The organism is Janthinobacterium sp. GW823-FHT06H09, from assembly GCF_058794735.1.
On the sequence record NZ_JBXAHC010000003.1, the window covers coordinates 63,869 to 90,367 of the forward strand.

Consider the following 26,499-nt stretch of genomic DNA (forward strand, 5'->3'; position numbering starts at 1 on the left):
TATACTGGCGTCCTTGAATTAATGACGTGAGCGTGGCTGCATGTGGCGTGGGATCGTATCTGGTTTGCTGGCCGGCGCCTTCTGGGGCGCCGTTTTCATTGTGCCCGTCTTGCTGCCGGACTTTTCTCCGGCCGAGCTGATGATGGGCCGCTACATCTGCTATGGCGCGCTGGCGGCGGGCCTGATGCTGCCGCGCCTCTTGCCCCTGCTGCGCCGGCTGCGGCGCGGCGATTGGCTGGCCATGCTGCGCCAGGCGCTGGCGGGCAATGTCGTGTATTACCTGCTGCTGGCGTATGGCGTCAAGCTGGCCGGCGTGGCGCCCACGTCGCTGATCATCGGTTTGCTGCCCCTGAGCGTGACGCTGTTCGGCCACAAGGACCACGGCGCGCCGCCCTTGCGCCGCCTGGCCTTGCCGCTGCTGGTGGTGGCCGCAGGCATCGCCTGCATCAATGTCGATATCTTCAGCCAGGCAGGCGGCGCGGGCGCGGATGGCGCCAGCCTGGCGCACAAGCTGGCCGGCGTGTTGTGCGCCATCGGCGCGCTCGCGTGCTGGACCTGGTATGCGCTCGACAATGCCCGTTTCCTCAAGCGCCATGCGCATGTCAGCGCCGCGGAGTGGGCCATGCTGTATGGCCTGGCCAGCGGCGTCATCGCGCTGGTCGTGGGCGCCGTGATGCTGGCGCTGCAGCCCACGGGTATCGCCGATGGCGGTCCGGCGCGCGACTGGCCCCGCTTCTGGTTTGTGTGCCTGCTGCTGGCGCTGGGCGCTTCCGTGATCGGCAACTACCTGTGGAACCTGGCGTCGCGCCGGGTGCCCGTCACCCTGTCGGGCCAGCTGATCCTGTCGGAGACCCTGTTCGCGCTGCTGTACGGCTTCGTCTACGCGCAGCGCATGCCGCGCCCGCTGGAGTGGGCAGCCATGCTCTTGCTGACGGCGGGCGTGCTGTGGTCCGTGCAGCGGCATGCGCACGAGGAGGTAGAGGGGCGGGCAGAGGGGCGGGGAGACGGGCGTGGGGCAGGGCGGACGTAGCGAAAAATACATTGTTGCCAGTCCGCCGTTTGCCCTGGGCCGGCCGTATAATGACGCTCATTTGCCGGTCACCCAGGGAGTTCCGCTTGCAGCTACCGATCCGTTATCCGAACATGCCGCAACTGCTGCTGAAGGCGCGCGACAGCCTGCTTCAGCATTTCCGCCCCATCCTCAATCACTTCGGCGTGACGGAGCAGCAGTGGCGCATCATGCGCGCGCTGAACGAAAGCCCCACCCTGGAGCCGCGCGAACTGTGCGAGATCTGCCAGATTTCCAGCCCCAGCATGAGCGGCATCCTGGCGCGCATGGAAGAAATCGGCCTGATCGGGCGCAGCAAGTTCGAAGGCGACCAGCGCCGCCGCAAGGTGCACCTGTCGGAAGCGGGTGCCAGCCTGCTGCTGCAGATGGGTAAATTGATCGACCTGCAATATGCCCACCTGGAGGAAGCGTACGGCAAGCAGGTGTTCGAAGACATGCGCCGCACCCTGGAAGCCTTCATTGCCCTCGAAACCCTGCCGGTGGCGCCCGCCATCCTGCGCTGAACCCCGAACTTCTCCTTGCCTGAGCATCATCGGGCGCGTGTTTTTCGACACGCGCCGCCGCTGCTTTTGCCATGCCCGTTCCACGCATTGCCGCACCTTGCCGGGCTCACGCCTGCGCGCCTGCCGGTTTTGCTATAAGACTCATCAATGTTTTGCTATAAGACTATGCTCTACAGTCAATCACTTACATGTGAGTAAATAAGCGTATAATTTGCCGCACTTGATCTAAATCAAGAAGAACAGCGGATGCCCCATTGTTGATGGGGCGGCAACGGGGCGCCACGCCCGTATTTCGCCAGATAAAACAGGAAAGTCAGGAAAAAAATGAACCATACATGCATGCGCGCTGCGGCGCTGGCCGTTTCCACGCTCATCGGCGCAAACGTTTGCGCCCAAAGCAATGTCACCATCTATGGCGTGGTCGACGCGGCCACCGCGTACGCGAGCAACCAGGGCGGCAAGTCGAATACCTATATGCGCAGCGGTAACTTGTCCGCCAGCAAAATCGGTTTCCAGGGCGTGGAAGACCTGGGCGGCGACCTGAAGGCGCTGTTCCTGCTGGAAAACGGCTTTGAAAGCGATACGGGCGCGCAAAGTTCGGCCAGCGCCCTGTTCAACCGCCAGGCTTACGTGGGCCTGCAATCGCACGCCTACGGCAGCCTGACGGCCGGGCGCCAGTACACGCCGTACTATCTGCTCGTGGGTTCCCTGGCATCGAGCAACGTCTTGACGGGCGCCACCGGCGCCCACCCGGGCGATATCGACGGCCTCGATACGACCGTGCGCATCAGCAATTCCGTCAGCTACAGCATGCCCGCCTGGCGCGGCTTGCAGGCCAGCGCGCAATACGGTTTCGGCGAAGCGGCCGACGGCAATGCCGTGGGCAGCAGCTTCAGCGCCGCCGTCAAGTACAGCACCTCGCCGGCGGAATTTGCGCTCGGCTATCTGAAACTGAAAAATGGCGAGAACGGCACGGGCTGGAGCGACAAGGCCTCGGCCAGCTTCGGCATCTCCGCCATCAACCAGGGCTACGCCTCGGCCGACAGCATCGAATTCATCGCCGCCAGCGCCCGCTACACCATGGGCAAGTGGATGGTGGGCGCCAACGCCAGCAACGTGCAATACCAGGCGGGCAGCCATTCCACGTTCCGCGACACGGCCATCTTCAACACGGCCGGCCTGATCGCCAGCTACCAGTGGACGCCGCAGTGGTTCCTGAGCGCCGGCTACAGCGATACCTACGCCAGCCGCGCCAACGGCGTGTCGGACCGCGCGCGCTACCGCCAGCTGTCGTTCGAACAGAATTACGCACTGTCCAAGCGCACGGCGATCTACCTGATCGAAGCGCGCCAGCTGGCGCGCGGCCAGACCCTGGGCCAGAACGGCGCCATCGTCGACGCCGTCGCCTCGGTCGGCGATTCGCAAAACGGTACGCCGTCGTCGAACGGCGGCCAGACGGTGGTGATGGTCGGTCTCAAGCATTCTTTCTGAACGGTTGCTGAACTCACGGGAGCTTCAATTGGACGCTATACACAACAAGGAGGGCCGCGGCCCCCTGAATCCCGGCCGCCGCATGGTGCTGGCCGGCTTGCTGTCGGCTTCGGCCGCGGCGCTGATTCCCTGGGCGCTGGCCGAGCCGGTCGCCAGTGCGGAGCAGGGCGCCTTCCTCGGCGTGTCGGCCATGCTGGTGGGGCGCCAGGTGCTCGATCCCGTGCTGGCCCGGCGTCTGTATGAGGCGCTGGTGGCGCAGGACGCCGCCTTCCCCGCGAATGTGCGCGCGCTGCTGGCCCTGATCAATGCGCAGGGCTTGCAGGCGGCCGGCCTGCAGGAAGCGCTCGATGCGCTTGACCCGGCCCAGTCGCCGCTGGCGGCCCTGCCGCGCCAGATCGCCAGCGCCTGGTACCTGGGCATCGTCGGCACGGGCGAAGCGGCCGTCTGCGTCGCCTACGAGCAGGCGCTGAACGCGGCCGTCGTGGCCGACGTCCTGAAGCCTCCCACGTATTCCTACGGCGCCTACGGCAGCTGGGCCAGAAAACCCATTTAAGGAGCCATCATGGCTGAAGCACTCTCCGCCGATTACCTCGTGATCGGCTCCGGCATCATCGGTTCGCTGGCCGCGCGCAAACTGGCGCTGGCCGGCGCCTCGGTGCTGATCCTCGAAGCGGGCCCGCGCGTGTCGCGCGGCGAAATCGTCGCCCGTTTCCGCAACACGACGCGCCGCAGCGACTGGATGTCGCCGTATCCGTCCGTCGCCACGGCGCCGCACCCGATCTACCAGCCGAAGGATAACGGCTACCTGGTGCAGGCGGGCCCGTACCCGTACCCGGCCGAATACATCCGCCAGTTCGGCGGCACCTCGTGGCACTGGGCCGCGCAGGCGTGGCGCAACGTGCCGAACGATTTCCGCATCCATACCTTGTATGGCGTGGGCGTTGACTGGCCCATCAGCTACGAAGACCTGGAGCCGTTCTACCAGGAAGCGGAAGAGATCATGGGTGTCTCGGGCGCCGAGAACACGGGTTCGCCGCGCAAGCAGCCATTCCCGATGGATGCCGTGACGGAGCCGTACGCCATGCGCCGCATCCGCGAACGCCTCGACCCGTCGTTCAAGGTGGTGGGCAATACGGTGGCGCGCAACAGCGTCAGCTACGATGGCCGCCCGGCCTGCTGCGGCAACAACAGCTGCCAGCCGATCTGCCCCATCGACGCGCAATACCACGGCGGCATCGCCGCGCAGCAGGCGGAAGACGCGGGCGTGAAGATCGTCTGCAACGCCAACGTCTACAAGCTGGAACACGACGCGCAGGGCCGCATCACGGCTGCCCTGTACTACGACGTGGATAAAAAGAGTCACCGGGTCACGGCCAGGACCTTCATCCTGGCCGCCAACGGCATCGAAAGCCCCCGTTTGCTGCTCGTTTCCGCCACGGACAAGTACCCGAACGGCCTGGCCAACAGCAGCGACATGGTGGGCCGCAACCTGATGGACCACCCGAGCACCTCGATCACCTTCGACGCCGATGAAGACCTGTGGCTGGGCCGGGGCCCGCAAAGCCCCAATTCCATCAATACCATGCGCGACGGCGACTTCCGCAGCCAGCATTCGCCATACCGCCTCGATTTCACGAACATCTCGCGCGTCGATGGCGCGACCAGGGAGTTGATCGGCAAGGGCGTGTTTGGCGCGGAATTCGAACAGCAGCTGCGTTTCCGCTCGGCGCGCGAAATGAGCCTGAAAAACGTGCTGGAAGTGCTGCCGAACCCGGAAAACCGCATCGCCCTCAGCAGCGAGAAGGATGCCATGGGCATCCCCAAGCCGCAGGCGCATTATGCGATCGACGACTACACGAAACGGGGCCACGAGCGCTCGAAGCAGGATTTCGAGCAGATCGCCAAACTGATGGGCGGCACCAATCTGCGCCACAGCAAGGAAGGCGTGTTCGCCAACAACCAGCACATCTGCGGCACCCTGTCGATGGGTTCCGATCCGGCCAAGGCCGTGTGCGACCAGTGGGGCCGCACGTTTGATCATGCCAACCTGTTCCTGTGCAGCACCGGCGTGCTGCCCACGTCCGGCACCTGCAATTCGACGGAAAACGGCCTGGCCGTGGCACTGCGCACCGTCAAGCATATCCTCGACGAACAACAGGGAGGAACAGCATGATGGCGACCTTCAGAACGGCGGCCGGCGCCGCCTTGCTGGCACTGGCCTTGCCCGTGCTGGCGGCGAACGCCCCTGGCGCCGACGTGCAGGCCATCGAGCGCGGCCGCTACCTGGCGACGGCGGGCGACTGCATCGCCTGCCACAGCGTCCCTGGCGGCAAGCCGATGGCGGGCGGCCTGGCCCTGGCCACGCCGCTGGGGGCCATCGTCGCCACCAACATCACGCCGTCGACAACGCACGGCATCGGCAACTACACGCTCAAGCAGTTTTCCGACGCCGTGCGCCATGGCGTGCGGGCCGACGGCGCGCACCTGTACCCGGCCATGCCTTACACGGCCTACGCCAAGGTGACGGATGACGACACGGCCGCCCTGTACGCCTACTTCATGCATGGCGTGGCGGCGGTGGACACGGCGCCGGCAACACAGACGGACTTGCCGTTCCCGTTCAACATCCGCCTGTCGATGGCGGGCTGGAATTGGCTCTTCCTCGACAAGAAGCCGTTCGTGGCCGATGCGGCCAAGAGCATGGAGTGGAACCGCGGCGCCTACCTGGCGCAAGGGCTGGCCCACTGCAGCACCTGCCACACGCCGCGCAACGCGCTGATGGCCGAGCAGCTGTCGAAGGAGCTGGGGGGCTTTGATCTGGGTACCTGGTTTGCGCCGAACATCACCTCGGACGCCAACAGCGGCATCGGCAGCTGGAGCCAGCAGGACCTGGTCGATTACCTGCGCACGGGCCGCGCCGCGCACCGGGGGCAGGCTGCCGGACCGATGGCCGAAGCCATCGACCATAGCCTGAAGCACCTGAGCGACGCGGACCTGAGCGCCATCGCGCACTACATCAAGAGCGTACCCGCCATCCGCGACAAGGCGGATACGAAACCGGTGACGCAATGGGGCCAGGCGGGCGACGAGCTCAATGCGATCCGCGGCGTGGCGCTGCCGCAGGACTTGAACAAGATGTCGGGTGTGCAGCTGTACGATGCGCAGTGCGCCAGCTGCCACCAGGCCAGGGGCGAGGGCAGTTTCGACGGCAGCTTGCCGCCCTTGTTCCACAACTCGGTGACGGGCCGCAGCAACAGCAACAATCTGGTGATGGCAATCCTCGATGGGGTGGAGCGGCAGGATGGCAAGGGTAATCATACTGCGGGACACCTGATGCCAGCCTTCCGCCAGACCCTGTCGGACGAGCAGATCGTCACCCTCGGCAATTACGTGCAGAAGATGTACGGCAATCCTGACGTGAAGGTGACGGCGGAACAGGTGACGACCCTGCGAAATGGCGGTCCTGCCTCGAACCTGATCGGCCTGGCCCGCGCCGCCATCATCGTCGCCGTGCTGGTGTTGCTGGCCTTGCTGCTGTGGTGGCGGGGACGGCGGCGCAAGGAAACATCAGCAGCTTAAAAAATCACCCTGAAGCAAAGGCTGGGGTCAGACCCGACAGGGTCTGACCCCTTTTTTTTCGCAGGATTTTGCAACTCGTTTGCATATGCGGGACTTATGTACTATCATGAGTTACATGAGACGCGACAGCAAACTATCATCGATCCTCCATGTGCTGCTGCACATGGCCCACGCGGGACGCCCGATGACGTCCGAGGAACTCGCCGGCTGCCTGGACACCAACCCCGTGCTGGTGCGGCGCGTGATGGCCGGCTTGCGCGAACGCGGCTACGTGGCCTCGGTCAAGGGCCATGGCGGCGGCTGGCGTATCGTCTGCGACCTGCACCGCGTCACCTTGCAAGACATCTACGTGGCCGTGGGTTCGCCCACCATCTTCGCCATGGGAAACCGTGTCGACCAGCCGGGCTGTCTGGTGGAGCAGGTGGTCAACCAGTCGCTGGCCGGCGCCTTCGACGAAGCTGAGGCGCTGCTGATCCGGCGCTTCGGCGCCGTTACCCTGGCCGAGCTGGCCGACCGTTTCAGCCAAGAATATGCCATCCACCGAGGAGCACCCCATGCACATCTTTGACGCCATCATCGTCGGCGGCAGCTACGCCGGCCTGTCCGCCGCCACGCAACTGGCGCGCGCGCGCCGCCGCGTGCTGGTGATCGACGGCGGCCAGCGCCGCAACCGCTACGCCAGCCATTCCCACGGTTTCCTGACCCAGGACGGCAGCGGGACGGCCGCCATCGCCGCCGAGGGCAAGGCGCAGCTGCTGGCGTATGCCACCGTCACCTGGCTGGACGGCACGGCAGTGCTGGCGGCAGCCAGCCGCGATGGCTTCGACGTGACCCTGGCGGACGGCAATGTCGTTCACGGCCGCCGCCTGGTGCTGGCCACCGGCGTGATCGATGAACTGCCGCCCGTCGATGGCTTGTCCGAGCGCTGGGGCGCCAGCGTCTTTCACTGCCCCTATTGCCACGGTTATGAACTGGAGCATGGCGCCATCGGCGTGCTGGCCACGGGGCCACTGTCGATGCACCATGCGCTGATGCTGCCCGACTGGGGCACGGTCACTTTTTTCCTGAATGGCGCGTTCGAACCCGATGCGGCGCAGCTGGCGCAACTCGAGGCGCGCGGCGTGACGGTGGTGCGCACGCCCGTGGCGCGGATCGACGGCGTGGCCGACGTGGTCATGGCCGACGGCAGCCGCCATGCGATGGCCGGCCTGTTCGTGGCCACCCGCACCCGCCTGGCCAGTGCCCTGGCTGTGACGCTGGGCTGCGCGCTGGAAGAGGGCGCCATGGGTCCGTTCGTGCGCACCGACGAGCAAAAGGCCAGCAGCGTGCCCGGCATCTTTTGCTGCGGTGACGCGGGCCGCATGGCCGGCAGCGTGGCGTTCGCGGTGGCCGACGGCGCCATGGCGGGTGTGGCGGCGCACCGTTCGCTGATGTTCGGGCTGGATCAGGCGGCAAAACCGCCGTCGATCTTCAGCCCGGCGCCCGTGACGAAGGCCGCTTCGTCGCTGGCCAGGTAAGCCACCATGCCGGCGATTTCATCGGCCGTGCCGTGGCGGGGCAGGGCCATCAGGCCGTGCATCAGGTCGGCGAAGTCGCCCGTGGGCGGGTTCATGTCGGTGGCGACGGGGCCCGGTTCCACGTTGTTGATGGTGATGCCGCGCGGTCCCAGGTCGCGCGACAGGCCTTGCGTCAGGCCGCTCAGCGCCGATTTGCTCATGGCGTAGGCGGCCGCGCCGCCGAAGGGCATGCGGTGCGCATTCGTGCTGCCGATATTGATGATGCGCCCGCCCGTCTGCATGTGCGCCACGGCCGCCTTGATGGCCACGAACACGGCGCGCACGTTGACGGCAATCGTCTTGTCGAAGTCGGCCAGCGAAAAATCATCGATGGCGCCGGGCAGGAATACGCCCGCGTTGTTGACGAGGATGTCGACACGGCCAAATTGCGCAGCCACCTGGTCGATGGCGGCCGTCAGGGCCGCGGCATCAGCCGCATCGGCCTGCACGCCCAGCGCCTTGCCGCCGGCCGCTTCCACCTTGGCGGCCAGCGCCTGCGCTTCGGCGGCCGAGCTTTGATAGGTGAAGACGACATGGGCGCCCTGGCTGGCCAGGCGGCGCACGATGGCCGCGCCGATGCCGCGCGAGCCGCCCGTCACAAAGGCGATCTTGTTCAGCAGTGACTGGGTATGGTTGCTTTGGGTTTGCATGATGGGCTTTCTGTGTGAGGAGTCGAGGAATTCAGTATCTAGGTTTCATTCCTGGCGCGCTAGCCATGAATCGCTACAATCACTTTCAACTAAAACGATCAAGTGAGCGGGTAGAATAGGCGCATGGATGCCCTCAATCACTTGCAATCGTTTGTGCTGTCCGCCGAGCTGGGCAGTTTTTCGGCGGCCGCGCGCCGCCTGGGGCTGACGCCGGCGGCCGTCAGCAAGAACGTGGCGCGGCTGGAAGCGAGCCTAGGACTGCGCCTGTTCCAGCGCAGCACGCGCCGCCTGACCCTGACGGAAGGGGGCGAACGCTTCCTGCAGCAGATAGCCGGCGCCCTGTCCACCTTGCGCGAGGCGATCGCCGGCGTGGCCGAAGAGGGCGGCCAGCCGGCCGGCATCCTGAAAATCAGCATGGCGCCGTCGTTCGGGCGCAGCTACGTGGTGCCCTTGCTGGGCGACTTCATCGCGCGCTACCCGGGCGTCATTCCCGACTGCCATTTCGACAACCGGCAAGTGGACTTGATCGGCGAGGGCTTTGACGTGGCCATCGGCGGCGGCATCGAGCTGACTCCCGGCGTGGTGGCGCGCGAACTAGGTCACGCCCTCGTCGTCGCCACGGCGTCGCCCGCCTTCATGCGGGGGAAACGCATGCCCGCCCATCCTTCGGATCTGGCGCAACTCGACGGCGTGGCGCGCCGCTCGGCCGGCAGCGGCAGATTGCGCAGCTGGATATTGCGCGATGGAGCGGGCGGCGAAGGCGTGGCCGAATGCCGGCCGCGCGCCATCTTCGACGATCCGGAAGCGATGGCGCAGGCGGCCATCCAGGGTGTCGGCGTGGCGCTGCTGCCCATGCCGCACGCGCTGGCCCACTTGCGCAGCGGCGCGTTGATCCGCCTGCTGCCCGGCTGGCATGCCGATTCCGGCCCCTTGTCCGTGTACTATGCGAGCAAGAAGCTGCTGCCCGCGAAGACGCGCGTCTTCGTCGATTTTTTGCTGGAGCAGTTCCGCCAGCGCGATTTCGCCGCGCAGATGCGGCCCGATTAAACAAAGAAAAATTCTCATGCCTGATAACTACAGTCTGTTTTACACCTTCGACGGCGATCAACCCTTGCATTTCCGCGAAGCGCGCGTTTTCGGTACGACCGTCTGGACGGCCGCCGGCGCGGCCATGACCTGGGGCGCGGAGACGCGCCAGGACTACGCCAGCGATGCCGAGGCGCACGCCGCGCACGTAGCCCGTTGCCAGGCGGCGCTGGCCGATGGCTACAGCTTGGCGCGGGCGAGCGCCATCGATCCGGCCGTCTTCGATTTCGCGCTGCTGCAAACCCTGGTGGCGCAGGCCGCGCGCCTGGCTTTCGACTGCGTGCGCCGTGCGCATCCGGAGCAGCATATCGACGCTTTCGCGCTGGTCAGCGACGACAGCGCCATGACCATCGGCCCCATGGCGAACAGCCGCGAAGCGCTGGCCGCCTCGGAATACGGCGAAGAGATGCTGTGGAACCCGGCCGAATGGACGTTTGACGACGGCGGCGCCTACTTCGACAGCGCCTACCGTTTGCTGCTGCAGGCGCACCGTGGCTTGCCGTTCGACGTCGCATTCGCCACCTTCCGCACCGGCGTGTTCGACGCCTGCATCGCGGCGCTGGCGCAGCTTGACGCCGAAGGGGTATTCGGCACGGGCGCCGCGCGCGATGAAAATCTGCTGCTGTTCGAGGTCAGCGACAGCGAGCCGGTGGAAGGCGCGCTGGCGCGTTTGAATCCGCCGGCCGTGGTGGCGCGTTTCGAGGCATGGATGGCCAGCTGGGCCGACTAGGTTCTACGCTGCCACCAGCCTGAGTCTTGTAATCTCCGCCGGCGCACCGATGCGCTTCGGCGGGCCCCAGTAACCGGTGCCGCGGCTGACATAAATCCACAGGCGGCCGCGCCGGTGCAGGCCCGCCACGTAAGGCTGCTGCAGCGGCACGAACAGATTCCACGGCCAGAATTGTCCCCCGTGCGTGTGGCCCGACAGTTGCAGGTCGTAGCCGGCCGCTTCCGCCTCGGGCGCGCTGCGCGGCTGGTGCGCCAGCAGGATGCGGGGGATATCGGCCGGTGCGCCGGCGATGGCGCCCTGCGGGTCGCTGCGTTGATCCGGATCGAAGGCGCCGGCATTGAAATCGGTGACGCCGGCCAGCGCCAGGCGCGCGCCGTCGTGCTCGAGCACCGCATGTTCGTTCATCAGCACGCGCAAGCCCAGGCGGCGGAACTCCGCCACCCATGGCGCGGCGCCCGAATAGTATTCGTGGTTGCCCGTGACGAGAAAGACGCCATGGCGCGCCCGGAGCTCGCCCAGCGGCGCCGTATGGCTGCCCAGTTGCGCCACCGTGCCGTCGACCACGTCGCCGGTGATGGCGATGACATCCGCTTGCAGGCCGTTGGCGCGCGCGACGATGGCGTCCACATAGGCGCGCTTGATGGTGGCGCCCACGTGGATGTCGCTCAGCTGCACGATGCTAAAACCTTGCAGGGCGGCCGGCAGGCCGGTAATCGGCACCGTCCCTTCGCGCACGCGCGCCACACGGCGGGCGTTGATGAAACCGACTACGGTGGCCAGCAGCGCCAGGGCGAGCGCCGCCACGGCGGAGGCCTGGGCGTGGGGGCGGGTGGCGGGAACCAGCATCAGCAGTTCGCGCAGCATGGTGAGCACGAATAGCGAGGAAAAAAAGCCCATGCACAGCGAGCCGGCCCAGCTCAAACGGTCGGCCAGGCGCGCATCGTTGGTGACGGCGCGGGCGAAGATGGTCATCGGCATCAGCATGGTCGAGGCCAGCAATACGGCGCCGCCCAGCAGCCAGCCGGCCAGGCCGACGGGCAGCGCTGGCAGCAGCAGCCAGCCCAGCAGGGCGTGCAGGGCGCCCAGTATCATGGTGATGCGCAGCAGCGGCGTGCGGGTTTTCATGTGATCGTTCCAATGGTGGGGGTGCCCGGCGCGGCGGATGCGATGCGGCGCCATCGCCGACCGCCGATTATAGCCGACGCCTCGGCAACCGGCAGCCGGCCCCCCCGCTCATGCTGCGCTTATGGCGTGATATGCAGCCCCAGCATGGCCAGCTTGCCGAAATCGACTGGCTTGGCGAAGTGCTCGTTGAACCCGGCCTGCAGTGCCGCCTGGCGGTCGTGTTCCTGGCCGTAGCCGGTCAGCGCCACGAGCTGGAATTGCTGCGGTATCGGCAGCTGGCGCAATTTGCCGGCCACGTCGTAGCCGCTCATGTCGGGCAGGCCGATGTCGAGAAAGACGATGTCGGGCTTGAATTCCAGGGTGCGCTCGGTCGCTTGCGCGCCCGTGTAGGCCGTGCGCACCGTGTGGCCGTACATCTCCAGCAGTTCGGCCAGGGTGTCGGCCGCATCGCTGTTGTCGTCGACCACGAGGATGCGCTGGCTGCCGCCGCTGGCCGCTTCGGGCGCCGGCGCGGCGGCCGGCACGGGCACGTTGGCGTCGAGGGGCAGCATCACTTCGAAGGTGCTGCCCAGTCCCACGCCGGGGCTGTGCACGCTGACCTGGCCGCCGTGCAAGGTCACCAGGTTGCGCACCAGCGACAGGCCGATGCCCAGGCCGTCCTGCACCCGGTCGGGCGAATGGCCGCTCTGCTCGAACAGGCCGAAGATGCTGTCGATGCTGGCGGCGGCGATGCCGATGCCGTTGTCGCTCAGGCGGATGCGCACATTGTCGCCTTCGCGCGCGGCGGAAATCGCGATGCGTCCGCCCGGCGCCGTGAACTTGGCCGCGTTGAGCAGCAGGTTGGCGACGATCTGCGACAGACGCACGGCGTCGCCGCAGACCCACAGTTCTTCCTTGGGCAGATGCACGTCGAGCGCATGGCCGCGCGCCTCGATGCTGTGCGAACTCGTTTCCAGCGCGCTGCGGATGACGCTGAGCAGGCTCACGCTTTCCCATTGCAGCGAGATCTTGCCCTGTGAAATGCGCGACACGTCGAGCAGGTCGTCCACCAGGCGCACCAGGTGGTCCGTGTGGCGGCCGATGGTGCGGCGCGCATTGTCCTGCACGGCCGGCACGACGGGGTCGAGCTTGCACAACAGGGCCAGCGCCGTGCGGATGGGGCCCAGCGGATTGCGCAATTCGTGGGCCAGGGTGGCCAGGAATTCATCCTTGCGGCGGTCCACGTCGCGCAGCGCGCGCTCGACCCGGCCCAGGCGCAGCAGCGCCTTGACGTTGGCGATCAGTTCATCGGCCTCGATCGGCTCGACCAGGTAATTGTCGGCGCCGCCATCGAGGGCGCGGATCTTGTCGGCCGTGCCGATGCACGAGGCCGACGTCTGCAGCACCAGGATGGTGTTCGTCTCGGCGCCGCCCTTCAGTTGGCGGCACACTTCCAGGCCGTTGATGTCGGGCAGCTTGACGTCGAGCAGGATCAGGTTAGGGCGGTCCTGGCGGGCGCGCAGCAGCGCGTCGCCGCCGTTCGAGGCTTCGATGACCTTGAAGCCGGCGCGTTTGAGGATGCGCGATTTGGCGTAGCGTGCGCCATCGCTGTCATCGACGTTCAGGATCAGAGCATCGCTGTTGTTATCCGGTAGCATGCGCATTGTCCCAGGTGGTTGTGCCTTGCGGCGGAACCGGCTCTTGCCGGTGGTGTTGGTTGCCGATCAGCGCGCGCAGGGTCGCCAGCAATTGCTGGCGCGACAGCGGCTTGACGTAATAGGCGTCGGCGCCCAGGGCCAGGCCCTTGCGCACGTCGTCGATCTCGGTGGCGACGATGACGGGCACCTGGCGCCGCAGCGGGTCGTTTTTCAGCTCGGCCAGCCAGTGCCAGGCCGTTTCGCCGTGCAGCAGGATGTCGAGGATGACGGCGGCGGGTCGCTGCTGTTCCCAGCGTTCCTGCGCCTCGCGCACGCTGCGTGCGGGGACGACGCGAAATTCGCTGCCGGCCAAAAATTTTTCATACAGCAGGCGCACGGGCGGATTGTCTTCCACCACCAGCACGCCGATGCGCTGGTCGTTGCCGTTGTCGTTGGCCGGCGCGCTCGGCGGCAGGCTGCCTTCGGGCGCATGGTAGCTGGTGGGCAGGACCACGGAAAACAGCGAACCGTGGCCCGGCGTGCTGTCCACGGACACCGTGCCATTGAGCAGGGTGGCCAGGTTGCGGCACAGGGGCAGGCCCAGGCCCGTGCCCTTGACCTTGCGCTGCATGTGGTTTTCCACCTGGCTGAATTCCTCGAAGATCAGCTGCACGTCTTCGGCATCGATGCCCAGGCCCGTGTCGGAGACGGAAAAGCGGATGGCGTCCTGCTCCGGCAAGGGCGTGGCGCTGACGACGATGGCACCCGCCTCCGTGAACTTGAGCGCGTTGGAGATGAAGTTGCGCAGGATTTGCGACAGCTTGCCTTCATCCGTATGGATCTGCAGAGCCGGGTCGGGGTCGATGAAGGTGAGCGTGAGCGTATCGGACACCAGCAGCGGGCGCAGCATGCCGCGCAGGGCGCTGAACAGGTCGGCCACCTGGAAGCTGTTGGCGTGCACGTCGACCTTGCCCGCCTCGATCTTGGCCAGGTCCAGCAGGTCGTTCACCAGGTCGCTCAGGCTGACGGCGCTTTGCAGGATGAACAGCACCTGCTTTTCCTGTTCCTCCGACAGTTCGCCGTCGATGCGGTCGAGCAGCAGCTTGGACAGGGCGCGGATGGAGCTGAGCGGCGTGCGGAATTCATGGCTCATGTTCGACAGGAAGCGCGACTTCATCTGGTCGGCGCGGCGCAGGTGGTCGGCTTTTTCATCGAGTTCCGCGAACAGCGCCACCACGCCCCGGTTGGTGTCTTCCAGTTCGCGCGTCAGTTGCAGCAAATCGTCCTGGCGCGTCTTCAGTTCGGCCAAGGTGCTCAGCAGTTCGCGGTTCTGCTGCTGCACCTCGGACAGCGTGATATCCGACGGCAGCGCCTGCAGGCTGCCGGACAGGGTGCCGATGCTTTGCCCGTCGAGCAGGGGCGCGTCGCGCGGGAACAGCTTGTGCAGCGTGATTTGCGTGCCGTCGCCGGGCGCGCTGTGGATATGGCAGCGGTCCATCAGGCGCTGCGCGCCCAGGATGCCCAGGCCCATGCCCGTGGGCGAGCGGTAGGTGCCGGCCAGTATCCGGTCGAGCTGCGCGATGCCGGGACCCTGGTCCTCGATGCGGATGCTGAGCACCTGCGGCGCCGTCTGGCCATCGATGGCGAAATGCACCTTGCCGCTGCCCGCGTAGTTGTAGACGTTGCGCGCCAGTTCCGACACGGCCGTGGCGATGCGCACCTGGTCCTGCACGCCGAAGCCGCACAGGGCGGCGATCTGCCGCGCGCGCTGGCGCGCCCCCACCACATCGAGTTCGCTGCCGATATGGGCTGTCAATATGCGTTGTGTCATGCCCCACCTGTCCTTTCTGCCGTTACAGCCTGATGTTCCTCATGTTCGCGCAGCACCACCACCGTGACGTCGTCGCGCCCGCGCGAAAAATCGCGGTACAGCACGGCGGCGATCAGGCTGGGGTGGCATTGCGCCAGGCCCGGATACTGTTCCAGGTCCCAGCGCGTGTGCAAGCCGTCCGAGTGCATGATCAGGGTCGTGCCCAGCTGCCACGGATAGCAGAATTCCTGCACTTTGCGCAGATTGCTGCCGACGATGCCGTTATGCGACAGCAGATGCCGGCGCTGCTGCGCGTCGAAGGCGCAGGCGGCGATGTTGCCCACGCCCGCATAGCGCAATTCGCGGCGCGCGCTGTCGATATGCGCCACCGCCAGCGCCGCGCCGCGCGTGGTGCGCAGCGCGCCGTGGGCCAGTTCGATGAAGGGGGCGGGCAGGGGCGGCAGGCCGGGCGTGTCGTGTTCCAGCAGCGCGCTGGCGCGTTCCGACGCGCGCGCCGCCAGCGGGCCGTGGCCCAGGCCATCGGCCACCATCAGGCTCAGTTCATGGCCTTCGCACACGACGTTCCACGCGTCGCCGCACACTTGTTCCGAGGCCAGCGGCAGGCACACGGCGCCGATGCGCCAGTTCGGATGGGCGGGAATGGCGCTGCTGGCGTTGGGTCCCCATACCACCATCATCAGCACCGTGCCCTTGCCGGGTCCCGTGTACAGGTCGAATTCCTGGCTCAGGCGGCGTATCGCGCCCAGCCCCACGCCGTAGGTGCCCGTGGTGGAATGGCCATCCTGCATGTGCTGGCGCACATTGGCCATGCCGGGGCCGTTGTCGATGGCCAGCACTTCGATGCCGCTGGTGCCGCCGCGCAGCACCTTGCGCAGCAGGATCTCGCCGCGCTGCGCATGCTTGACGATATTGGTGGCCGCCTCGCTGATGATGATGGCCAGCTGGCCCGTGCGCACGTCGTCGAAGCCGATGCGGCGCGCCAGTTCGTTGCCGGCGCGACGGGCCGCGGCGATCTCGCTCGGTTCGCCGATGGGAAAACTTCTTTGCCTGAGAATGTCAGGCTGTGGTTCCTGGTGGTTCAAAACAGCTTCCATTTCGCGATGGTGACGGTGGTGCCCGCGCCGGGCGCCGTGTCGATGTGAAATGCGTCGGCCAGGCGCTTGGCGCCGCCCAGCCCCAATCCCAGCCCGCCGCCGCTGGTATAGCCATCGGTCAGCGCCAGGGGAATATCGTCAATGCCCGGTCCCGCGTCGACGAAGCGCAGTTCCAGGCCCTGGCGCGCGCCATCGCTGACGCGCGCGATGCGCGCCTCGCCGCCGCCGCCGTAGCGCAGGGTGTTGCGCGCCAGTTCGCTGGCCGCCGTGATGATCTTGGTCTGTTCGATCAGGCCAAAACCCATGGCGACCATGCTGTCGCGCACCTGCTTGCGCAAGCGCACGACGTCTTCGTCGTTATGCAGGGGCAGGATCTGTTGCGCCCCCGGCTGCGCCCGCTCCTGTGCCTGCGCGCCTAGCATGGCGCCCCCGTCATGCGCATGCGCCGCCCCGTTCCAGCAGCTTGATGCCCAGCTCCACGTTGAGCGCCGTGCTCACGCCTTCCAGGGTCAGCCCCAGTTCCACCAGGGTGATGGCGACGGCCGGCTGCATGCCGACGACGACGGTGCGCGCGTCGAGGATTTTCGCCATCGCCGCCGTATTGCTGATCATGCGGCCGATAAAGGAGTCGACGATGTCGAGCGCGGAAATGTCGATCAGCACGCCCGTGGCGCGGTCCGTCACGATGCGGGTGGTCAGGTCGTCCTGCAGGGTCATCGCCAGGCGGTCGTGCATGTCCACCTGTATCGTCACCAGCAACAGCCGGCCCATGCGTAAAATGGGGATTCTTTCCATAGGCGCCTCAGTGTTGTTGCTGCTGGTAGGTGATGCTGGAACCCGTGCGTTTCAGGGCCACGACGAAGGCGTCGGCCAGGGTGGCCTTGGTCATCACGTCTTCCAGGTTGACGCCCAGGTGCACGATGGTTTGCGCGATCTGCGGGCGGATGCCGCTGATGATGCAGTCGGCGCCCATCAGGCGCGCGGCGGCGATGGTCTTCAGCAGGTGCTGCGCCACCAGGGTGTCGACGGTGGGCACGCCCGTGATGTCGATGATGGCGATCAGGGCGCCCGTATCGACGATCTTTTGCAGCAGGCTTTCCATTACCACCTGCGTGCGGGCGCTGTCGAGGGTGCCGATCAGGGGCAGGGCCAGCACGTTTTGCCACAGCTGCACCACGGGCGTGGATAACTCCAGCAATTCCTGCTGCTGGCGCAATATCACCTGTTCGCGCGCCTTCTGGTAGACGGCGATGGTCAGCAGGCCCAGCTCGTCGAACAATTTGCTGGTGCTGACGATGGCGTCGCCCAGCTGCTCCGGCTGCGCCGTGATTGCCTTGCGCAGGTAGGCGAACAGCGGTTCCTTGAGGGCGAACATGAAGCTGGCCGTGTCGATCGGCGAATAGCCCTGGCGCACGCGCGACTGCGATATTTCGGCCAGCAGCTGGCGCGTGTCGTCCCAGGCGCCGCCCTCGATGTCGAACGAGTCGCCGCTATCCAGCGCGCCCGCCAGCAGCGGCAGGAATTGCGATGCCTGCTGGCGCAGCTCGTTTTCGGCGATCTTGTCGCGCCGCACCAGGCGGGCGATCAGGCCGGCCATCCAGCCGTCCAGCAGTTCCGTGTGGTGTTCGTTGATGATGCCGGCCAGTTGTTGCGCCTGGCCCATGCCCGTCTTGATGTTCATGCTGATCCTTCGCTGAGTGGAGGGTGCGGCACGGCCGCAAACGGGCACGCGCTGTGATGAATAAATTATAGGCAGACATGGCCATGGCTTGTGTTCTGTGCCGCACATAGTGGCGCATGTCGATGTACATTCCTATGGGAAACATTTGCGACTTTTAAAGATGCATGTAATTTGCATGTTTAAGCGAATTCCGCTACACTGGCAACACTCAACAAGAGAATCACGCCATGAATATCGACAAATTCAAACAGCAGCACCTGGCCATCCTGGCCGCCATCGATGACTTGCGCCGGCTGGCGCGCGGCGGTGTCGCCGCGCAGGCGCAGGCCATCGCCGAACAGATCGTCGCCATGAGCGGCTTGATCAAGCTGCACCTGGCCGTCGAGCAGCGCTACCTGTATCCGGCCGCGCAGGCGTCCGGCGTGGCCACGGTGGCCCGGCTGGGGCGCCAGTACGAACACGAGATGCACGGCATCGCCGGCGCCTACCTCGATTTCGCGGGCCGCTGGAATACGCCCGTGCGCCTGGCAGCCGAACCGGACGCCTTCTGCAGCGAAGCCAATACCGTGCTGCATGCGCTGTTCCAGCGCATGCGCCGCGAAGACCACGATCTTTATCCCGCCATCGAATCACTGGTCTGAAAACCGCCTGCTCATCTATCTAAAGGAATTCCATATGCTGACCCAAGAACAACGCGCCATCATCACGGCCACCGTCCCCATCCTCGAGCAGGGCGGCGAAGCGCTGACCCGTCATTTCTACAAGAATCTGTTCCGCGACCATCCCGAAGTGCTGCCGTACTTTAACCAGGCGCACCAGCACAGCGGCGACCAGCAGCGCGCGCTGGCCAATGGCGTGTTGATGTATGCCAAACATATCGATCAGCTTGCCGCGCTGGGCGACCTGGTGGCCACCATCGTCAACAAGCACGTGGCCCTGCAGATCCGCGCCGAGCACTATCCGCTGGTGGGCGCCAGCCTGCTGCAGGCGATCCGTGAAGTGCTGGGCGAAGAGGTGGCCAGCGACGCCGTCATCGACGCCTGGGGCGCGGCCTACGGCCAGCTGGCCGATATCCTGGCCGGTGAGGAAGGGCGCATCTACAAGGCGCAAGCGGCCGCGCCGGGCGGATGGAGCGGCGCACGCGACTTTACCGTGCGCAGCAAGACGGTGGAAAGCGGCGAGATTACGTCCTTCCTGCTGGCGCCCGCCAATGGCCAGCCCGTGCTCGACTTTGCGCCGGGTCAATACATCGGCGTGCTGGTCAACGTCGATGGCGTGCCCATGCGCCGCCAGTACTCGTTGTCCGCCGCCAGCAATGGCCAGACCTACCGCATCAGCGTCAAGCGCGAAGAGGGCGGCAAGGTGTCGAATTTCTTCCATGACCACGTGCAGGCGGGCGACACGGTGCAGCTGACGCCGCCCTCGGGCGACTTCGTCCTGACCGAGAGCGACAAGCCGCTGGTGCTGATCAGCGGCGGCGTGGGCATCACGCCGACCTTGGCCATGCTGACGGCGGCCCTGCGCGGCACGCGTCCCGTGCATTTCATCCACGCGGCGCGCCACCACGGCGTGCATGCATTCCGCGCGCAGATCGACGAACTGGCCGCGCAGCACCCGCAGCTGCAGCGCTATTACTGCTACGCGGAACATGCCGGCGAGCAAGATGCGCCCGATGCCGTCGGATTGTTGAATAAAGAGCAGTTGAAAAGCTGGCTGCCGGCCTCGCGCGACGTCGACGCCTACTTCCTGGGGCCGCAGCCGTTCATGCGGGCCGTCAAGCAATACCTGCGCGAACTGGGCGTGCCGGAACGGCAGACGCACCATGAATTCTTCGGACCGGCAGCCGCCTTGAACTGATTTCTACTGCCTTGTGTTGCCCCTGCGAGAAAAAACCGCCGCCGTAAGGGGCGGGTAAGCCTCGCGCCGTATCGTGAATGCAAGCTCGACAAGAAAAGAGCAGTTTTTTACATAACGGAGGCAACACCATGCATGACGATCTTGTGCAACAAATCAAGCGCGACCCTAATTATCATCAGCTGGTCAAGGTGCGCTCGCGCTTCGGCTGGGCTCTGACGGGCCTGATGATGCTGGTGTACTACGGCTACATCCTCCTCATCGCGTTCGACAAGGAATTTCTTGCTGCTAAAACGGGCACGGGCGTGATGACCTGGGGCATGCCGATCGGCCTGTTCGTCATCGTGTTTACCGTGGTGATCACGGGCATCTACGTGCGCCGCGCCAACAAGCAATTCGACGACCTGACCAGCGCCATCCAGGCTCGGGTGCAGGCATGAGCGCCGCCAAGCATGCGCTGCGCGGCGTGGCCGGCCTGAGCGCGCTGGCCTTGCTGGGGGCCAGCAATGCCGCGTTCGCAGCCGGCGCCGACCTGGGCCAGGCAGTCAAGCAGCCGACCAACTGGACGGCCATCATCATGTTCGCCGTCTTCGTCATCTTTACCCTGTTCGTCACCAAATGGGCGGCCAAGAAGACCAAGTCGGCTTCCGATTTCTACACGGCCGGCGGCGGCATCACGGGCTTCCAGAACGGCCTGGCCATCGCGGGCGACTATATGTCGGCCGCATCGTTTCTCGGCATTTCCGCCGCCGTCTTCCTGAACGGCTATGACGGCCTGATCTACGCCATCGGCTTTCTCGTCGGCTGGCCCGTCATCACCTTTTTGATGGCCGAGCGCCTGCGCAACCTGGGCCGCTACACTTTTGCCGACGTGGCCGCCTACCGCTTCAAGCAGGCGCCGATCCGCATTTTCTCGGCCTCCGGCACCCTCGTCGTCGTGGCCTTTTACCTGATCGCGCAGATGGTGGGCGCGGGCCAGCTGATCAAGCTGCTGTTCGGCCTCGAATACTGGATCGCCGTCGTCCTGGTCGGTACCTTGATGATGATCTACGTGCTGTTCGGCGGCATGACGGCCACCACCTGGGTGCAGATCATCAAGGCCGTGATGCTGCTGGGCGGCGCCACCTTCATGGCCGTGGCCGTGCTGGCGCAGTTCAACTTCAGCCCGGAAGCGCTGTTCGCCAAGTCCGTGGACGTGCATGCCACCAAGGAAGCGATCATGGGCCCTGGTTCCTTCATCAAGGACCCGATCTCGGCCATCTCGTTCGGCATGGCGCTGATGTTCGGCACGGCCGGCCTGCCGCACATCCTGATGCGTTTCTTCACCGTGCCGAGCGCCAAGGAAGCGCGCAAGTCCGTGTTCTGGGCCACCACCTGGATCGCCTATTTCTACATTCTGACCTTTATCATCGGCTTTGGCGCCATCGTGCTGGTCAGCACCAATCCCGAGTTCAAGGATGCGGCCGGTAAATTGCTGGGCGGTAACAACATGGCGGCCGTGCACTTGGCCAAGGCCGTGGGCGGCAATGTCTTCCTGGGCTTCATGTCGGCGGTCGCGTTCGCCACCATCCTGGCCGTGGTCGCGGGCTTGACCCTGTCGGGAGCGTCGGCCGTGTCGCACGATCTGTATGCCACCGTCATTAAGAAGGGCAAGGCCACGGGCGCCAATGAATTGAAAGTGTCGCGCGTGACGACGATCGTGCTGGGCATTATCGCCGTGGTGCTGGGCATCGCTTTTGAAAAGCAGAACATCGCCTTCATGGTCTCGCTGGCCTTCGCGATTGCCGCTTCGGCCAACTTCCCCGTGCTGTTCATGTCGGTGCTGTGGAAAGACTGCACCACGCGGGGCGCCACCATCGGCGGCTTCCTGGGCTTGATCACGGCCGTCGCCCTGACGGTGGTGTCGAAGTCCGTGTGGGTCGACGTGCTCGGTCATGGCGAAGCGCTGTTCCCGTACGCTTCGCCGGCGCTGTTCTCGATGACGGCGGGCTTCGTCGGCATCTGGCTGTTCTCGGTGCTCGACAAGAGCCCCCGCGCGCGCATCGACCGCGCCGGCTACGAAGCGCAGCAAATGCGCTCGGAAACGGGTATCGGCGCGGCAGGCGCCAGCGCGCATTGATGTAAAGAAGTGTTGTTGAAGAAAACAATCACGCCCGGTTCGCCGGGCGTGATTGTTTTGCGCGCCTGCAATTCATTTCTGTGCATCTTGCAGTCGGGCGCTTTGCTCATGAATTGAGAAAGGTCAGTAAGGATTGAGGCTGTTTGACCTATAAAGAGAGTACTTCCGGTGAGCGGTGCCCGCGAAGTAAGAGGCTGTGACAATGAGCGGCTATCTATGTCTTTGGCGCAAAGTGTGGACGTACGTCTGGAAGGGGATGTCATGAATGCATCAGGGACTCATTCTTCTCACTGGTTGCCTTCCATAATGATTGCATTGATCGGCTTGGCCTCAGCATTAGGCAGCAGTTACATCCAAACGCAAAGAGTGGCTACGGAAACAGCGCAAAAAGTTATCGGTAATAATCTCATTCCGATAGGCGCGGTCATCGGCTCGATGCTGCCGCCTGCCGAGTTTTACCGTCAGGCAGGGCTTGATTCCACCTATGTTCCTGAAAAATACACGTGGGTTCTCGCGGATGGGCGGGATGTGACGCGTTCGGTGTACGAAAAAATTTCCAGCGGAAAGCGCACGGTCCCCGATCTGCGTGGTTTGTTCTTGCGCGGAATAAATGAAGGTGCAAGGAATGATCCAGACGGCGAACGCATGGCCGGTAGCGTGCAGCCGGATTCCTTTGCCGCGCATAATCATGTTGCCGCTCTTCCCAGGATAGCCGAAAGGATCGAAGCTGCCGCTTATGGGGGGATCGCTGCCAGGGTAGTGGCAGCGTCTGAGAACGGATCGACAGCGGTTTCCGTTGAAAACAAGGGTGGCCCGGAAACCCGGCCTCGCAATGCCGCTGTGTATTGGTATATCCGCATCAATTAGCCGGCAGTCAGGGCAGTGTTTTCTGCCATTTCTTCAGCCCACGTTTCGCATGCTACTTCCCGGCGCGGCAGTTGCGCAACATTGGTATGGCCTTACTTTGCCACGTGCAGGGGAATCACGCCCGCCGCCAGCGCTGGCGCGCCCGGCGTCGCTTCGAGTATCGATGCCAGGGTTACCGTGTCGAGCACGGCCAGGAAGGCGGCCGTGGCCTGGCCCAGCTTGGCTTTCAGCAGGCAATCGGGCGTCAGCGGGCAGGTATTGTTTTCCTTGTTAAAACATTCCGCCATAAAAAAGTCATTTTCCGTTTCGCGTACCACGGTGCCGATATTGATCTCGGCCGGGTCGCGCGCCAGGCGCAGGCCGCCATTCCTCCCACGCACGGTTTCCACGATGCCCGACAGGCCCAGCTGGTGCACCACCTTCATCAGGTGATTCTTGGAAATAGCATGCAGGTCGGCGATGTCCTGGATGGTGACAAGGTGGTCGCGGTGCACGCCCAGGTACATCAGGGTGCGCAGGGTGTAGTCAGTGTAGGCAGTCAGTCGCATGGGCATCGTTCATAAGATGTGGATTACATCCTTGTTTCATCCGCAGCATACAGGAGAGCGCCGGCCCTGTGTGTTGCGCCGTCACTTTTGATCCTCGAAAGACAAAAGTTGATTGCCTTTCGCTTAAATGCGTAGTAAATTTTCATATTGTTGCCCTGGTAAATAGCTTGCAGGCCCTTGTTGGCCCTTTGAGCATAGATTTTATTGATGAAAATCAAGAGGATGGTGAAGCAATAAGGTAAATTTACTACAAAAATCGGATGATGGGCGTTTCCCGGCCGGGGAGCGCGTACTACGCAATCTGTGCGGTGCCACCGTGGCCGCCCCAGGAAATACATACCATGCAAATGAATGAAGTGAAAGACGAGCTGCTGAGCAGCGATATCCGCCAGCTGGGCCGTCTGCTGGGCGACGCCATCCGCAACCACCTGGGCGACCCCGCCTTCGAGCGCATCGAACATGTGCGCCAGCTGGCCATTCGTTTCCGCCGCGACAATGATGAAGCGGCGCGCGCGCAGCTGTCGGACGCGCTGCAAGCGCTGTCGCAGGAAGAAACCACGCAATTGACACGCGCCTTCAGCTATTTCTCGCTGCTGGCCAACATTGCGGAAGATCAACACCATATCCGCCGCACGCGCGCCCATTTGATTGCCGGTTCGCCGCCGCGCCAGGGCAGTCTCAGCCATGCCGTCGGCAATGTGTTTGACGCGGGCAAGGCCGATGCGCTGGAAACCTTCTTTGAAGATGCGTTTGTCAGCCCCGTGTTCACGGCGCACCCGACGGAAGTGCAGCGCAAGAGCATCCAGAATTGCCAGATGGCCATCGCGCGCCTGTTGAGCGAGCGCGACCGCGTGCAAATGACACCGGAAGAGGCGGAGCAGAACGAAGAAGCGCTGGGCCGCGGCATCGTGACCCTGTGGCAAACGCGCCTGTTGCGCACGAGCAAGCTGTCCGTCATGGATGAAGTAGCCAACGGCCTGTCGTTCTACGACCACACGATTTTGCGCGAATTGCCGAAATTATATTCCTCGCTGGAAACCATGCTGGCCCAGCGCGATGCCCGCTGGGAAGATGCGGAATTGCCCAATTTCATGAAAGTGGGCAGCTGGATAGGCGGCGACCGCGACGGCAATCCCTTCGTCACGGCCGACATCCTGCGCAGCACCCTGCAGACGCAAGCCGACAAGGTGCTCGACTTTTACTTGGGTGAATTGCGCAAGCTCGCTTCGCAACTGTCGCTGGCACAAATCCTGAACGCCTGCAGCGAGCCGCTGCGCGCGCTGGCTGAGCGCTCGGCCGATGCCTCGCCGCACCGGGTCGACGAGCCGTACCGCCGCGCCCTGCACGGCATCCATGCGCGCCTCGATGCGACGCGCGTGGTGCTCTCTGGCAAGGGCAAGCAGGTGGACGGCGTGCAGCCTTACGCGGCCGCCGCCGAACTGCTGGCCGACCTGGACGTGGTCCAGCATTCGCTCGTCAGCAATGGCTTGCGCGCGCTGGCACGGGGCCGTTTGCGCCAGCTGCGCCGCGCCGTCAAGGTCTTCGGCTTTTCGCTGGCGCCGCTCGATTTGCGCCAGAATTCCGATGTGCACGAGCGCGTCGTGGGCGAACTGTTCGCCGGCGCCCAGCCGGGCCTCGTCTACCTGGACCTCGATGAAGAGCAGCGCATCAGCTTGCTGCTGGCCGAGCTGGAATCGCCACGCCTGCTGACGTCGCCGTATGCGCAGTACTCGGAAGAAACGACGTCCGAACTCGATATCTTCCGCGCCGTGCGCGCAGCCCACGTCAAATATGGCAAGGAATCGGTGCCGAACTGCATCATCTCGAAGGCGGCCAGCGTGTCGGACTTGCTGGAAGTGGCCTTGTTGCTGAAGGAAGTGGGTCTGCTGCGCCAGGACAGCCGCGAAGTGGACGTCAACATCATTCCCCTGTTCGAAACCATCGACGACTTGCGCGCCGGCCCCGCCATCATGGCGCGCGCCTTCGGCTTGCCGTTCTACCGGGGTTTGCTGGCGTCGCGCGCGGACCAGCAGGAAGTCATGCTCGGTTATTCCGACAGTAACAAGGACGGCGGCTTCTTGACCTCCGGCTGGGAACTCTACAAGGCCGAGATCGAGCTGGTGACGGTGTTCAAGGAATATCAGATCAAGCTGCGTTTGTTCCACGGCCGCGGCGGTTCCGTCGGCCGCGGCGGCGGACCCAGCTACGAAGCCATCCTGGCCCAGCCGGCCGGCGCCGTGCAGGGACAGATCCGCCTGACGGAGCAGGGCGAAGTCATCACGGCCAAGTATGCGAACCCGGAAGTAGGGCGCCGCAATCTGGAAGTGCTGGTGGCCGCCACCATCCAGTCGACCCTGCTGCCGCAGGCGCAGCTGCAGCCGAAGGCTTCGGCCGGCGCGGGCCATTTGGCCGCGATGGAAGAGCTGTCCGGCACGGCCCTGAACGCTTACCGCGACCTGGTCTACGGCACCGAGGGCTTCGAACAGTACTTCTGGGAATCGACGGTGATCGCGGAAATTGCCGCCCTGAACATCGGCAGCCGTCCCGCCTCGCGCAAGAAGTCGACCTCGATCGAGGATTTGCGCGCCATTCCCTGGGTCTTGAGCTGGGCGCAATGCCGCTTGATGCTGCCGGGCTGGTTCGGTTTCGGTTCCGCCGTGCAAGCCTACCTGGCCGCCCATCCCGCCGACGGGGCGGACGTGCTGCGCGGCATGTACACGGACTGGCCCTTCTTCACGTCCCTGCTGTCGAACATGGATATGGTGCTGGCCAAGAGCGACATCGCCATCGCCGGCAAGTATGCGGAGCTCGTCAAGGACAAGGCCCTGCGCGACGCCATCTTTACACGCATCCGCACCGAATACGCGGCCACACTGGACGCCTTGAAGCTGATCACGGGCCAGGAAGAGTTGCAGCAAGCCAACCCGCTGATGCAGCGTTCGATACGCAACCGTTTCCCGTATATCGACCCGCTCAACCACGTGCAGGTGGAACTGTTGAAACGTTTCCGGGAAGGTAAGCAGGATGCTGCGGCGCGCACGGGGATACATTTGTCGATCAATGGGATTGCGGCGGGGTTGCGGAATAGTGGTTAATTCTT

25 protein-coding genes are annotated in these 26,499 nt (G+C 64.8%); 16 read left to right on the top strand and 9 right to left on the bottom strand.

Annotated features, from left to right (window positions below; all coding sequences use genetic code 11):
* Positions 1 to 40 precede the first annotated feature (40 nt).
* The 8 genes from AC1Q6X_RS05040 to AC1Q6X_RS05075 all read left to right on the top strand — a co-directional run bounded on the left by AC1Q6X_RS05040 (position 41) and on the right by AC1Q6X_RS05075 (position 8,159).
* Positions 41 to 1,030, top strand: a complete 990-nt coding sequence (locus tag AC1Q6X_RS05040) for a DMT family transporter (protein ID WP_230502838.1) — start codon at positions 41 to 43, stop codon at positions 1,028 to 1,030.
* An 86-nt stretch (positions 1,031 to 1,116) separates the two neighbouring features.
* Positions 1,117 to 1,572, top strand: a complete 456-nt coding sequence (gene hpaR / locus AC1Q6X_RS05045) for a homoprotocatechuate degradation operon regulator HpaR (RefSeq protein ID WP_257218015.1) — start codon at positions 1,117 to 1,119, stop codon at positions 1,570 to 1,572.
* A 324-nt stretch (positions 1,573 to 1,896) separates the two neighbouring features.
* Positions 1,897 to 3,063, top strand: coding sequence for a porin (locus AC1Q6X_RS05050; protein WP_492495490.1), 1,167 nt, complete (start codon positions 1,897 to 1,899; stop codon positions 3,061 to 3,063).
* Between the two features lie 28 nt (positions 3,064 to 3,091).
* The gene (locus AC1Q6X_RS05055) at positions 3,092 to 3,616 is read left to right on the top strand and encodes a sugar dehydrogenase complex small subunit (protein ID WP_492495492.1); all 525 of its coding nucleotides are present in this window, start codon (positions 3,092 to 3,094) and stop codon (positions 3,614 to 3,616) included.
* Positions 3,617 to 3,625: 9 nt separating this feature from the next.
* The gene (locus AC1Q6X_RS05060; RefSeq protein ID WP_492495494.1) at positions 3,626 to 5,236 is read left to right on the top strand and encodes a GMC family oxidoreductase; all 1,611 of its coding nucleotides are present in this window, start codon (positions 3,626 to 3,628) and stop codon (positions 5,234 to 5,236) included.
* Complete coding sequence (locus tag AC1Q6X_RS05065) at positions 5,233 to 6,642, top strand: c-type cytochrome (RefSeq protein ID WP_492495496.1); 1,410 nt, start codon at positions 5,233 to 5,235, stop codon at positions 6,640 to 6,642. Before AC1Q6X_RS05060 ends, AC1Q6X_RS05065 begins: the two co-directional genes overlap by 4 nt.
* Positions 6,643 to 6,757: 115 nt before the next feature.
* Positions 6,758 to 7,210, top strand: coding sequence for an RrF2 family transcriptional regulator (locus AC1Q6X_RS05070; protein WP_492495498.1), 453 nt, complete (start codon positions 6,758 to 6,760; stop codon positions 7,208 to 7,210).
* Positions 7,197 to 8,159, top strand: coding sequence for an NAD(P)/FAD-dependent oxidoreductase (locus AC1Q6X_RS05075; RefSeq protein WP_492495500.1), 963 nt, complete (start codon positions 7,197 to 7,199; stop codon positions 8,157 to 8,159). The genes AC1Q6X_RS05070 and AC1Q6X_RS05075 overlap by 14 nt, the downstream gene beginning before the upstream one ends.
* Here AC1Q6X_RS05075 and AC1Q6X_RS05080 read toward each other — a convergent pair.
* Entirely contained in the window at positions 8,087 to 8,848 is a 762-nt protein-coding gene (locus tag AC1Q6X_RS05080; protein WP_070218481.1) for an SDR family oxidoreductase, read from the bottom strand. The genes AC1Q6X_RS05075 and AC1Q6X_RS05080 overlap by 73 nt on opposite strands.
* 123 nt (positions 8,849 to 8,971) lie before the next feature.
* Here AC1Q6X_RS05080 and AC1Q6X_RS05085 point away from each other — a divergent pair, with 123 nt between their 5' ends.
* On the top strand, positions 8,972 to 9,895 hold the full coding sequence (locus AC1Q6X_RS05085; protein ID WP_492495502.1) for a LysR family transcriptional regulator: 924 nt from the start codon (positions 8,972 to 8,974) through the stop codon (positions 9,893 to 9,895).
* A 16-nt stretch (positions 9,896 to 9,911) separates the two neighbouring features.
* Positions 9,912 to 10,664 (top strand): DUF4303 domain-containing protein, encoded by a 753-nt coding sequence (locus AC1Q6X_RS05090; protein ID WP_492495504.1) that lies wholly within the window; start codon positions 9,912 to 9,914, stop codon positions 10,662 to 10,664.
* 3 nt (positions 10,665 to 10,667) lie between these two features.
* Here the strand turns inward: AC1Q6X_RS05090 and AC1Q6X_RS05095 are convergent, their stop codons facing one another.
* The 7 genes from AC1Q6X_RS05095 to AC1Q6X_RS05125 all read right to left on the bottom strand — a co-directional run bounded on the left by AC1Q6X_RS05095 (position 10,668) and on the right by AC1Q6X_RS05125 (position 18,011).
* Positions 10,668 to 11,789, bottom strand: a complete 1,122-nt coding sequence (locus tag AC1Q6X_RS05095; protein ID WP_492495506.1) for a metallophosphoesterase — start codon at positions 11,787 to 11,789, stop codon at positions 10,668 to 10,670.
* Between the two features lie 119 nt (positions 11,790 to 11,908).
* On the bottom strand, positions 11,909 to 13,426 hold the full coding sequence (locus tag AC1Q6X_RS05100) for an ATP-binding response regulator (RefSeq protein ID WP_083287872.1): 1,518 nt from the start codon (positions 13,424 to 13,426) through the stop codon (positions 11,909 to 11,911).
* Positions 13,413 to 15,236, bottom strand: coding sequence for an ATP-binding protein (locus AC1Q6X_RS05105; protein WP_409028589.1), 1,824 nt, complete (start codon positions 15,234 to 15,236; stop codon positions 13,413 to 13,415). The genes AC1Q6X_RS05100 and AC1Q6X_RS05105 overlap by 14 nt, the downstream gene beginning before the upstream one ends.
* Positions 15,233 to 16,318 (bottom strand): ATP-binding SpoIIE family protein phosphatase, encoded by a 1,086-nt coding sequence (locus AC1Q6X_RS05110; RefSeq protein ID WP_227741978.1) that lies wholly within the window; start codon positions 16,316 to 16,318, stop codon positions 15,233 to 15,235. Before AC1Q6X_RS05110 ends, AC1Q6X_RS05105 begins: the two co-directional genes overlap by 4 nt.
* Positions 16,315 to 16,752, bottom strand: coding sequence for an ATP-binding protein (locus AC1Q6X_RS05115; protein WP_070291456.1), 438 nt, complete (start codon positions 16,750 to 16,752; stop codon positions 16,315 to 16,317). The genes AC1Q6X_RS05110 and AC1Q6X_RS05115 overlap by 4 nt, the downstream gene beginning before the upstream one ends.
* Positions 16,753 to 16,762: 10 nt before the next feature.
* Positions 16,763 to 17,125, bottom strand: a complete 363-nt coding sequence (locus AC1Q6X_RS05120; RefSeq protein WP_034785745.1) for an STAS domain-containing protein — start codon at positions 17,123 to 17,125, stop codon at positions 16,763 to 16,765.
* 7 nt (positions 17,126 to 17,132) lie between these two features.
* Positions 17,133 to 18,011, bottom strand: coding sequence for an STAS domain-containing protein (locus AC1Q6X_RS05125; RefSeq protein ID WP_070291455.1), 879 nt, complete (start codon positions 18,009 to 18,011; stop codon positions 17,133 to 17,135).
* 227 nt (positions 18,012 to 18,238) lie between these two features.
* Between AC1Q6X_RS05125 and AC1Q6X_RS05130 the strand changes: the two genes are divergently transcribed.
* The 5 genes from AC1Q6X_RS05130 to AC1Q6X_RS05150 all read left to right on the top strand — a co-directional run bounded on the left by AC1Q6X_RS05130 (position 18,239) and on the right by AC1Q6X_RS05150 (position 22,851).
* A complete protein-coding gene (locus AC1Q6X_RS05130) occupies positions 18,239 to 18,652 on the top strand; it encodes a hemerythrin domain-containing protein (protein ID WP_492495510.1) in 414 nt (137 codons plus the stop codon).
* Between the two features lie 34 nt (positions 18,653 to 18,686).
* The gene (hmpA, locus tag AC1Q6X_RS05135; RefSeq protein WP_492495512.1) at positions 18,687 to 19,868 is read left to right on the top strand and encodes an NO-inducible flavohemoprotein; all 1,182 of its coding nucleotides are present in this window, start codon (positions 18,687 to 18,689) and stop codon (positions 19,866 to 19,868) included.
* 128 nt (positions 19,869 to 19,996) lie between these two features.
* Positions 19,997 to 20,305, top strand: a complete 309-nt coding sequence (locus AC1Q6X_RS05140) for a DUF485 domain-containing protein (RefSeq protein ID WP_070218470.1) — start codon at positions 19,997 to 19,999, stop codon at positions 20,303 to 20,305.
* A complete protein-coding gene (locus tag AC1Q6X_RS05145) occupies positions 20,302 to 21,984 on the top strand; it encodes a cation acetate symporter (RefSeq protein WP_070218469.1) in 1,683 nt (560 codons plus the stop codon). Before AC1Q6X_RS05140 ends, AC1Q6X_RS05145 begins: the two co-directional genes overlap by 4 nt.
* Before the next feature lie 216 nt (positions 21,985 to 22,200).
* Positions 22,201 to 22,851, top strand: a complete 651-nt coding sequence (locus AC1Q6X_RS05150; RefSeq protein ID WP_139143689.1) for a hypothetical protein — start codon at positions 22,201 to 22,203, stop codon at positions 22,849 to 22,851.
* 92 nt (positions 22,852 to 22,943) lie between these two features.
* On the opposite strand, the gene AC1Q6X_RS05155 is transcribed toward AC1Q6X_RS05150, so the two are convergent.
* Positions 22,944 to 23,399: an RrF2 family transcriptional regulator gene (locus AC1Q6X_RS05155; protein WP_070218567.1), complete on the bottom strand. Its 456-nt coding sequence runs from the start codon at positions 23,397 to 23,399 to the stop codon at positions 22,944 to 22,946.
* Positions 23,400 to 23,740: 341 nt separating this feature from the next.
* On the opposite strand from AC1Q6X_RS05155, the gene ppc reads away from it, so the two are divergent.
* Positions 23,741 to 26,494, top strand: a complete 2,754-nt coding sequence (ppc, locus tag AC1Q6X_RS05160; RefSeq protein WP_492495516.1) for a phosphoenolpyruvate carboxylase — start codon at positions 23,741 to 23,743, stop codon at positions 26,492 to 26,494.
* Positions 26,495 to 26,499 lie beyond the last annotated feature (5 nt).

Excerpts from the sequence above, each read along its gene's own strand:
- AC1Q6X_RS05040 (WP_230502838.1), top strand. The coding sequence starts at position 41 with ATGTGGCGTGGGATCGTATCTGGTTTGCTGGCCGGCGCCTTCTGGGGC.
- AC1Q6X_RS05050 (WP_492495490.1), top strand. The coding sequence starts at position 1,897 with ATGAACCATACATGCATGCGCGCTGCGGCGCTGGCCGTTTCCACGCTC.
- AC1Q6X_RS05060 (WP_492495494.1), top strand. The coding sequence starts at position 3,626 with ATGGCTGAAGCACTCTCCGCCGATTACCTCGTGATCGGCTCCGGCATC.
- AC1Q6X_RS05065 (WP_492495496.1), top strand. The coding sequence starts at position 5,233 with ATGATGGCGACCTTCAGAACGGCGGCCGGCGCCGCCTTGCTGGCACTG.
- AC1Q6X_RS05070 (WP_492495498.1), top strand. The coding sequence starts at position 6,758 with ATGAGACGCGACAGCAAACTATCATCGATCCTCCATGTGCTGCTGCAC.
- AC1Q6X_RS05075 (WP_492495500.1), top strand. The coding sequence starts at position 7,197 with ATGCACATCTTTGACGCCATCATCGTCGGCGGCAGCTACGCCGGCCTG.
- AC1Q6X_RS05080 (WP_070218481.1), bottom strand. The coding sequence starts at position 8,848 with ATGCAAACCCAAAGCAACCATACCCAGTCACTGCTGAACAAGATCGCC.
- AC1Q6X_RS05085 (WP_492495502.1), top strand. The coding sequence starts at position 8,972 with ATGGATGCCCTCAATCACTTGCAATCGTTTGTGCTGTCCGCCGAGCTG.
- AC1Q6X_RS05090 (WP_492495504.1), top strand. The coding sequence starts at position 9,912 with ATGCCTGATAACTACAGTCTGTTTTACACCTTCGACGGCGATCAACCC.
- AC1Q6X_RS05095 (WP_492495506.1), bottom strand. The coding sequence starts at position 11,789 with ATGAAAACCCGCACGCCGCTGCTGCGCATCACCATGATACTGGGCGCC.
- AC1Q6X_RS05100 (WP_083287872.1), bottom strand. The coding sequence starts at position 13,426 with ATGCTACCGGATAACAACAGCGATGCTCTGATCCTGAACGTCGATGAC.
- AC1Q6X_RS05105 (WP_409028589.1), bottom strand. The coding sequence starts at position 15,236 with ATGACACAACGCATATTGACAGCCCATATCGGCAGCGAACTCGATGTG.
- AC1Q6X_RS05115 (WP_070291456.1), bottom strand. The coding sequence starts at position 16,752 with ATGCTAGGCGCGCAGGCACAGGAGCGGGCGCAGCCGGGGGCGCAACAG.
- AC1Q6X_RS05120 (WP_034785745.1), bottom strand. The coding sequence starts at position 17,125 with ATGGAAAGAATCCCCATTTTACGCATGGGCCGGCTGTTGCTGGTGACG.
- AC1Q6X_RS05125 (WP_070291455.1), bottom strand. The coding sequence starts at position 18,011 with ATGAACATCAAGACGGGCATGGGCCAGGCGCAACAACTGGCCGGCATC.
- AC1Q6X_RS05130 (WP_492495510.1), top strand. The coding sequence starts at position 18,239 with ATGAATATCGACAAATTCAAACAGCAGCACCTGGCCATCCTGGCCGCC.
- hmpA (WP_492495512.1), top strand. The coding sequence starts at position 18,687 with ATGCTGACCCAAGAACAACGCGCCATCATCACGGCCACCGTCCCCATC.
- AC1Q6X_RS05140 (WP_070218470.1), top strand. The coding sequence starts at position 19,997 with ATGCATGACGATCTTGTGCAACAAATCAAGCGCGACCCTAATTATCAT.
- AC1Q6X_RS05145 (WP_070218469.1), top strand. The coding sequence starts at position 20,302 with ATGAGCGCCGCCAAGCATGCGCTGCGCGGCGTGGCCGGCCTGAGCGCG.
- AC1Q6X_RS05150 (WP_139143689.1), top strand. The coding sequence starts at position 22,201 with ATGTCTTTGGCGCAAAGTGTGGACGTACGTCTGGAAGGGGATGTCATG.
- AC1Q6X_RS05155 (WP_070218567.1), bottom strand. The coding sequence starts at position 23,399 with ATGCGACTGACTGCCTACACTGACTACACCCTGCGCACCCTGATGTAC.
- ppc (WP_492495516.1), top strand. The coding sequence starts at position 23,741 with ATGCAAATGAATGAAGTGAAAGACGAGCTGCTGAGCAGCGATATCCGC.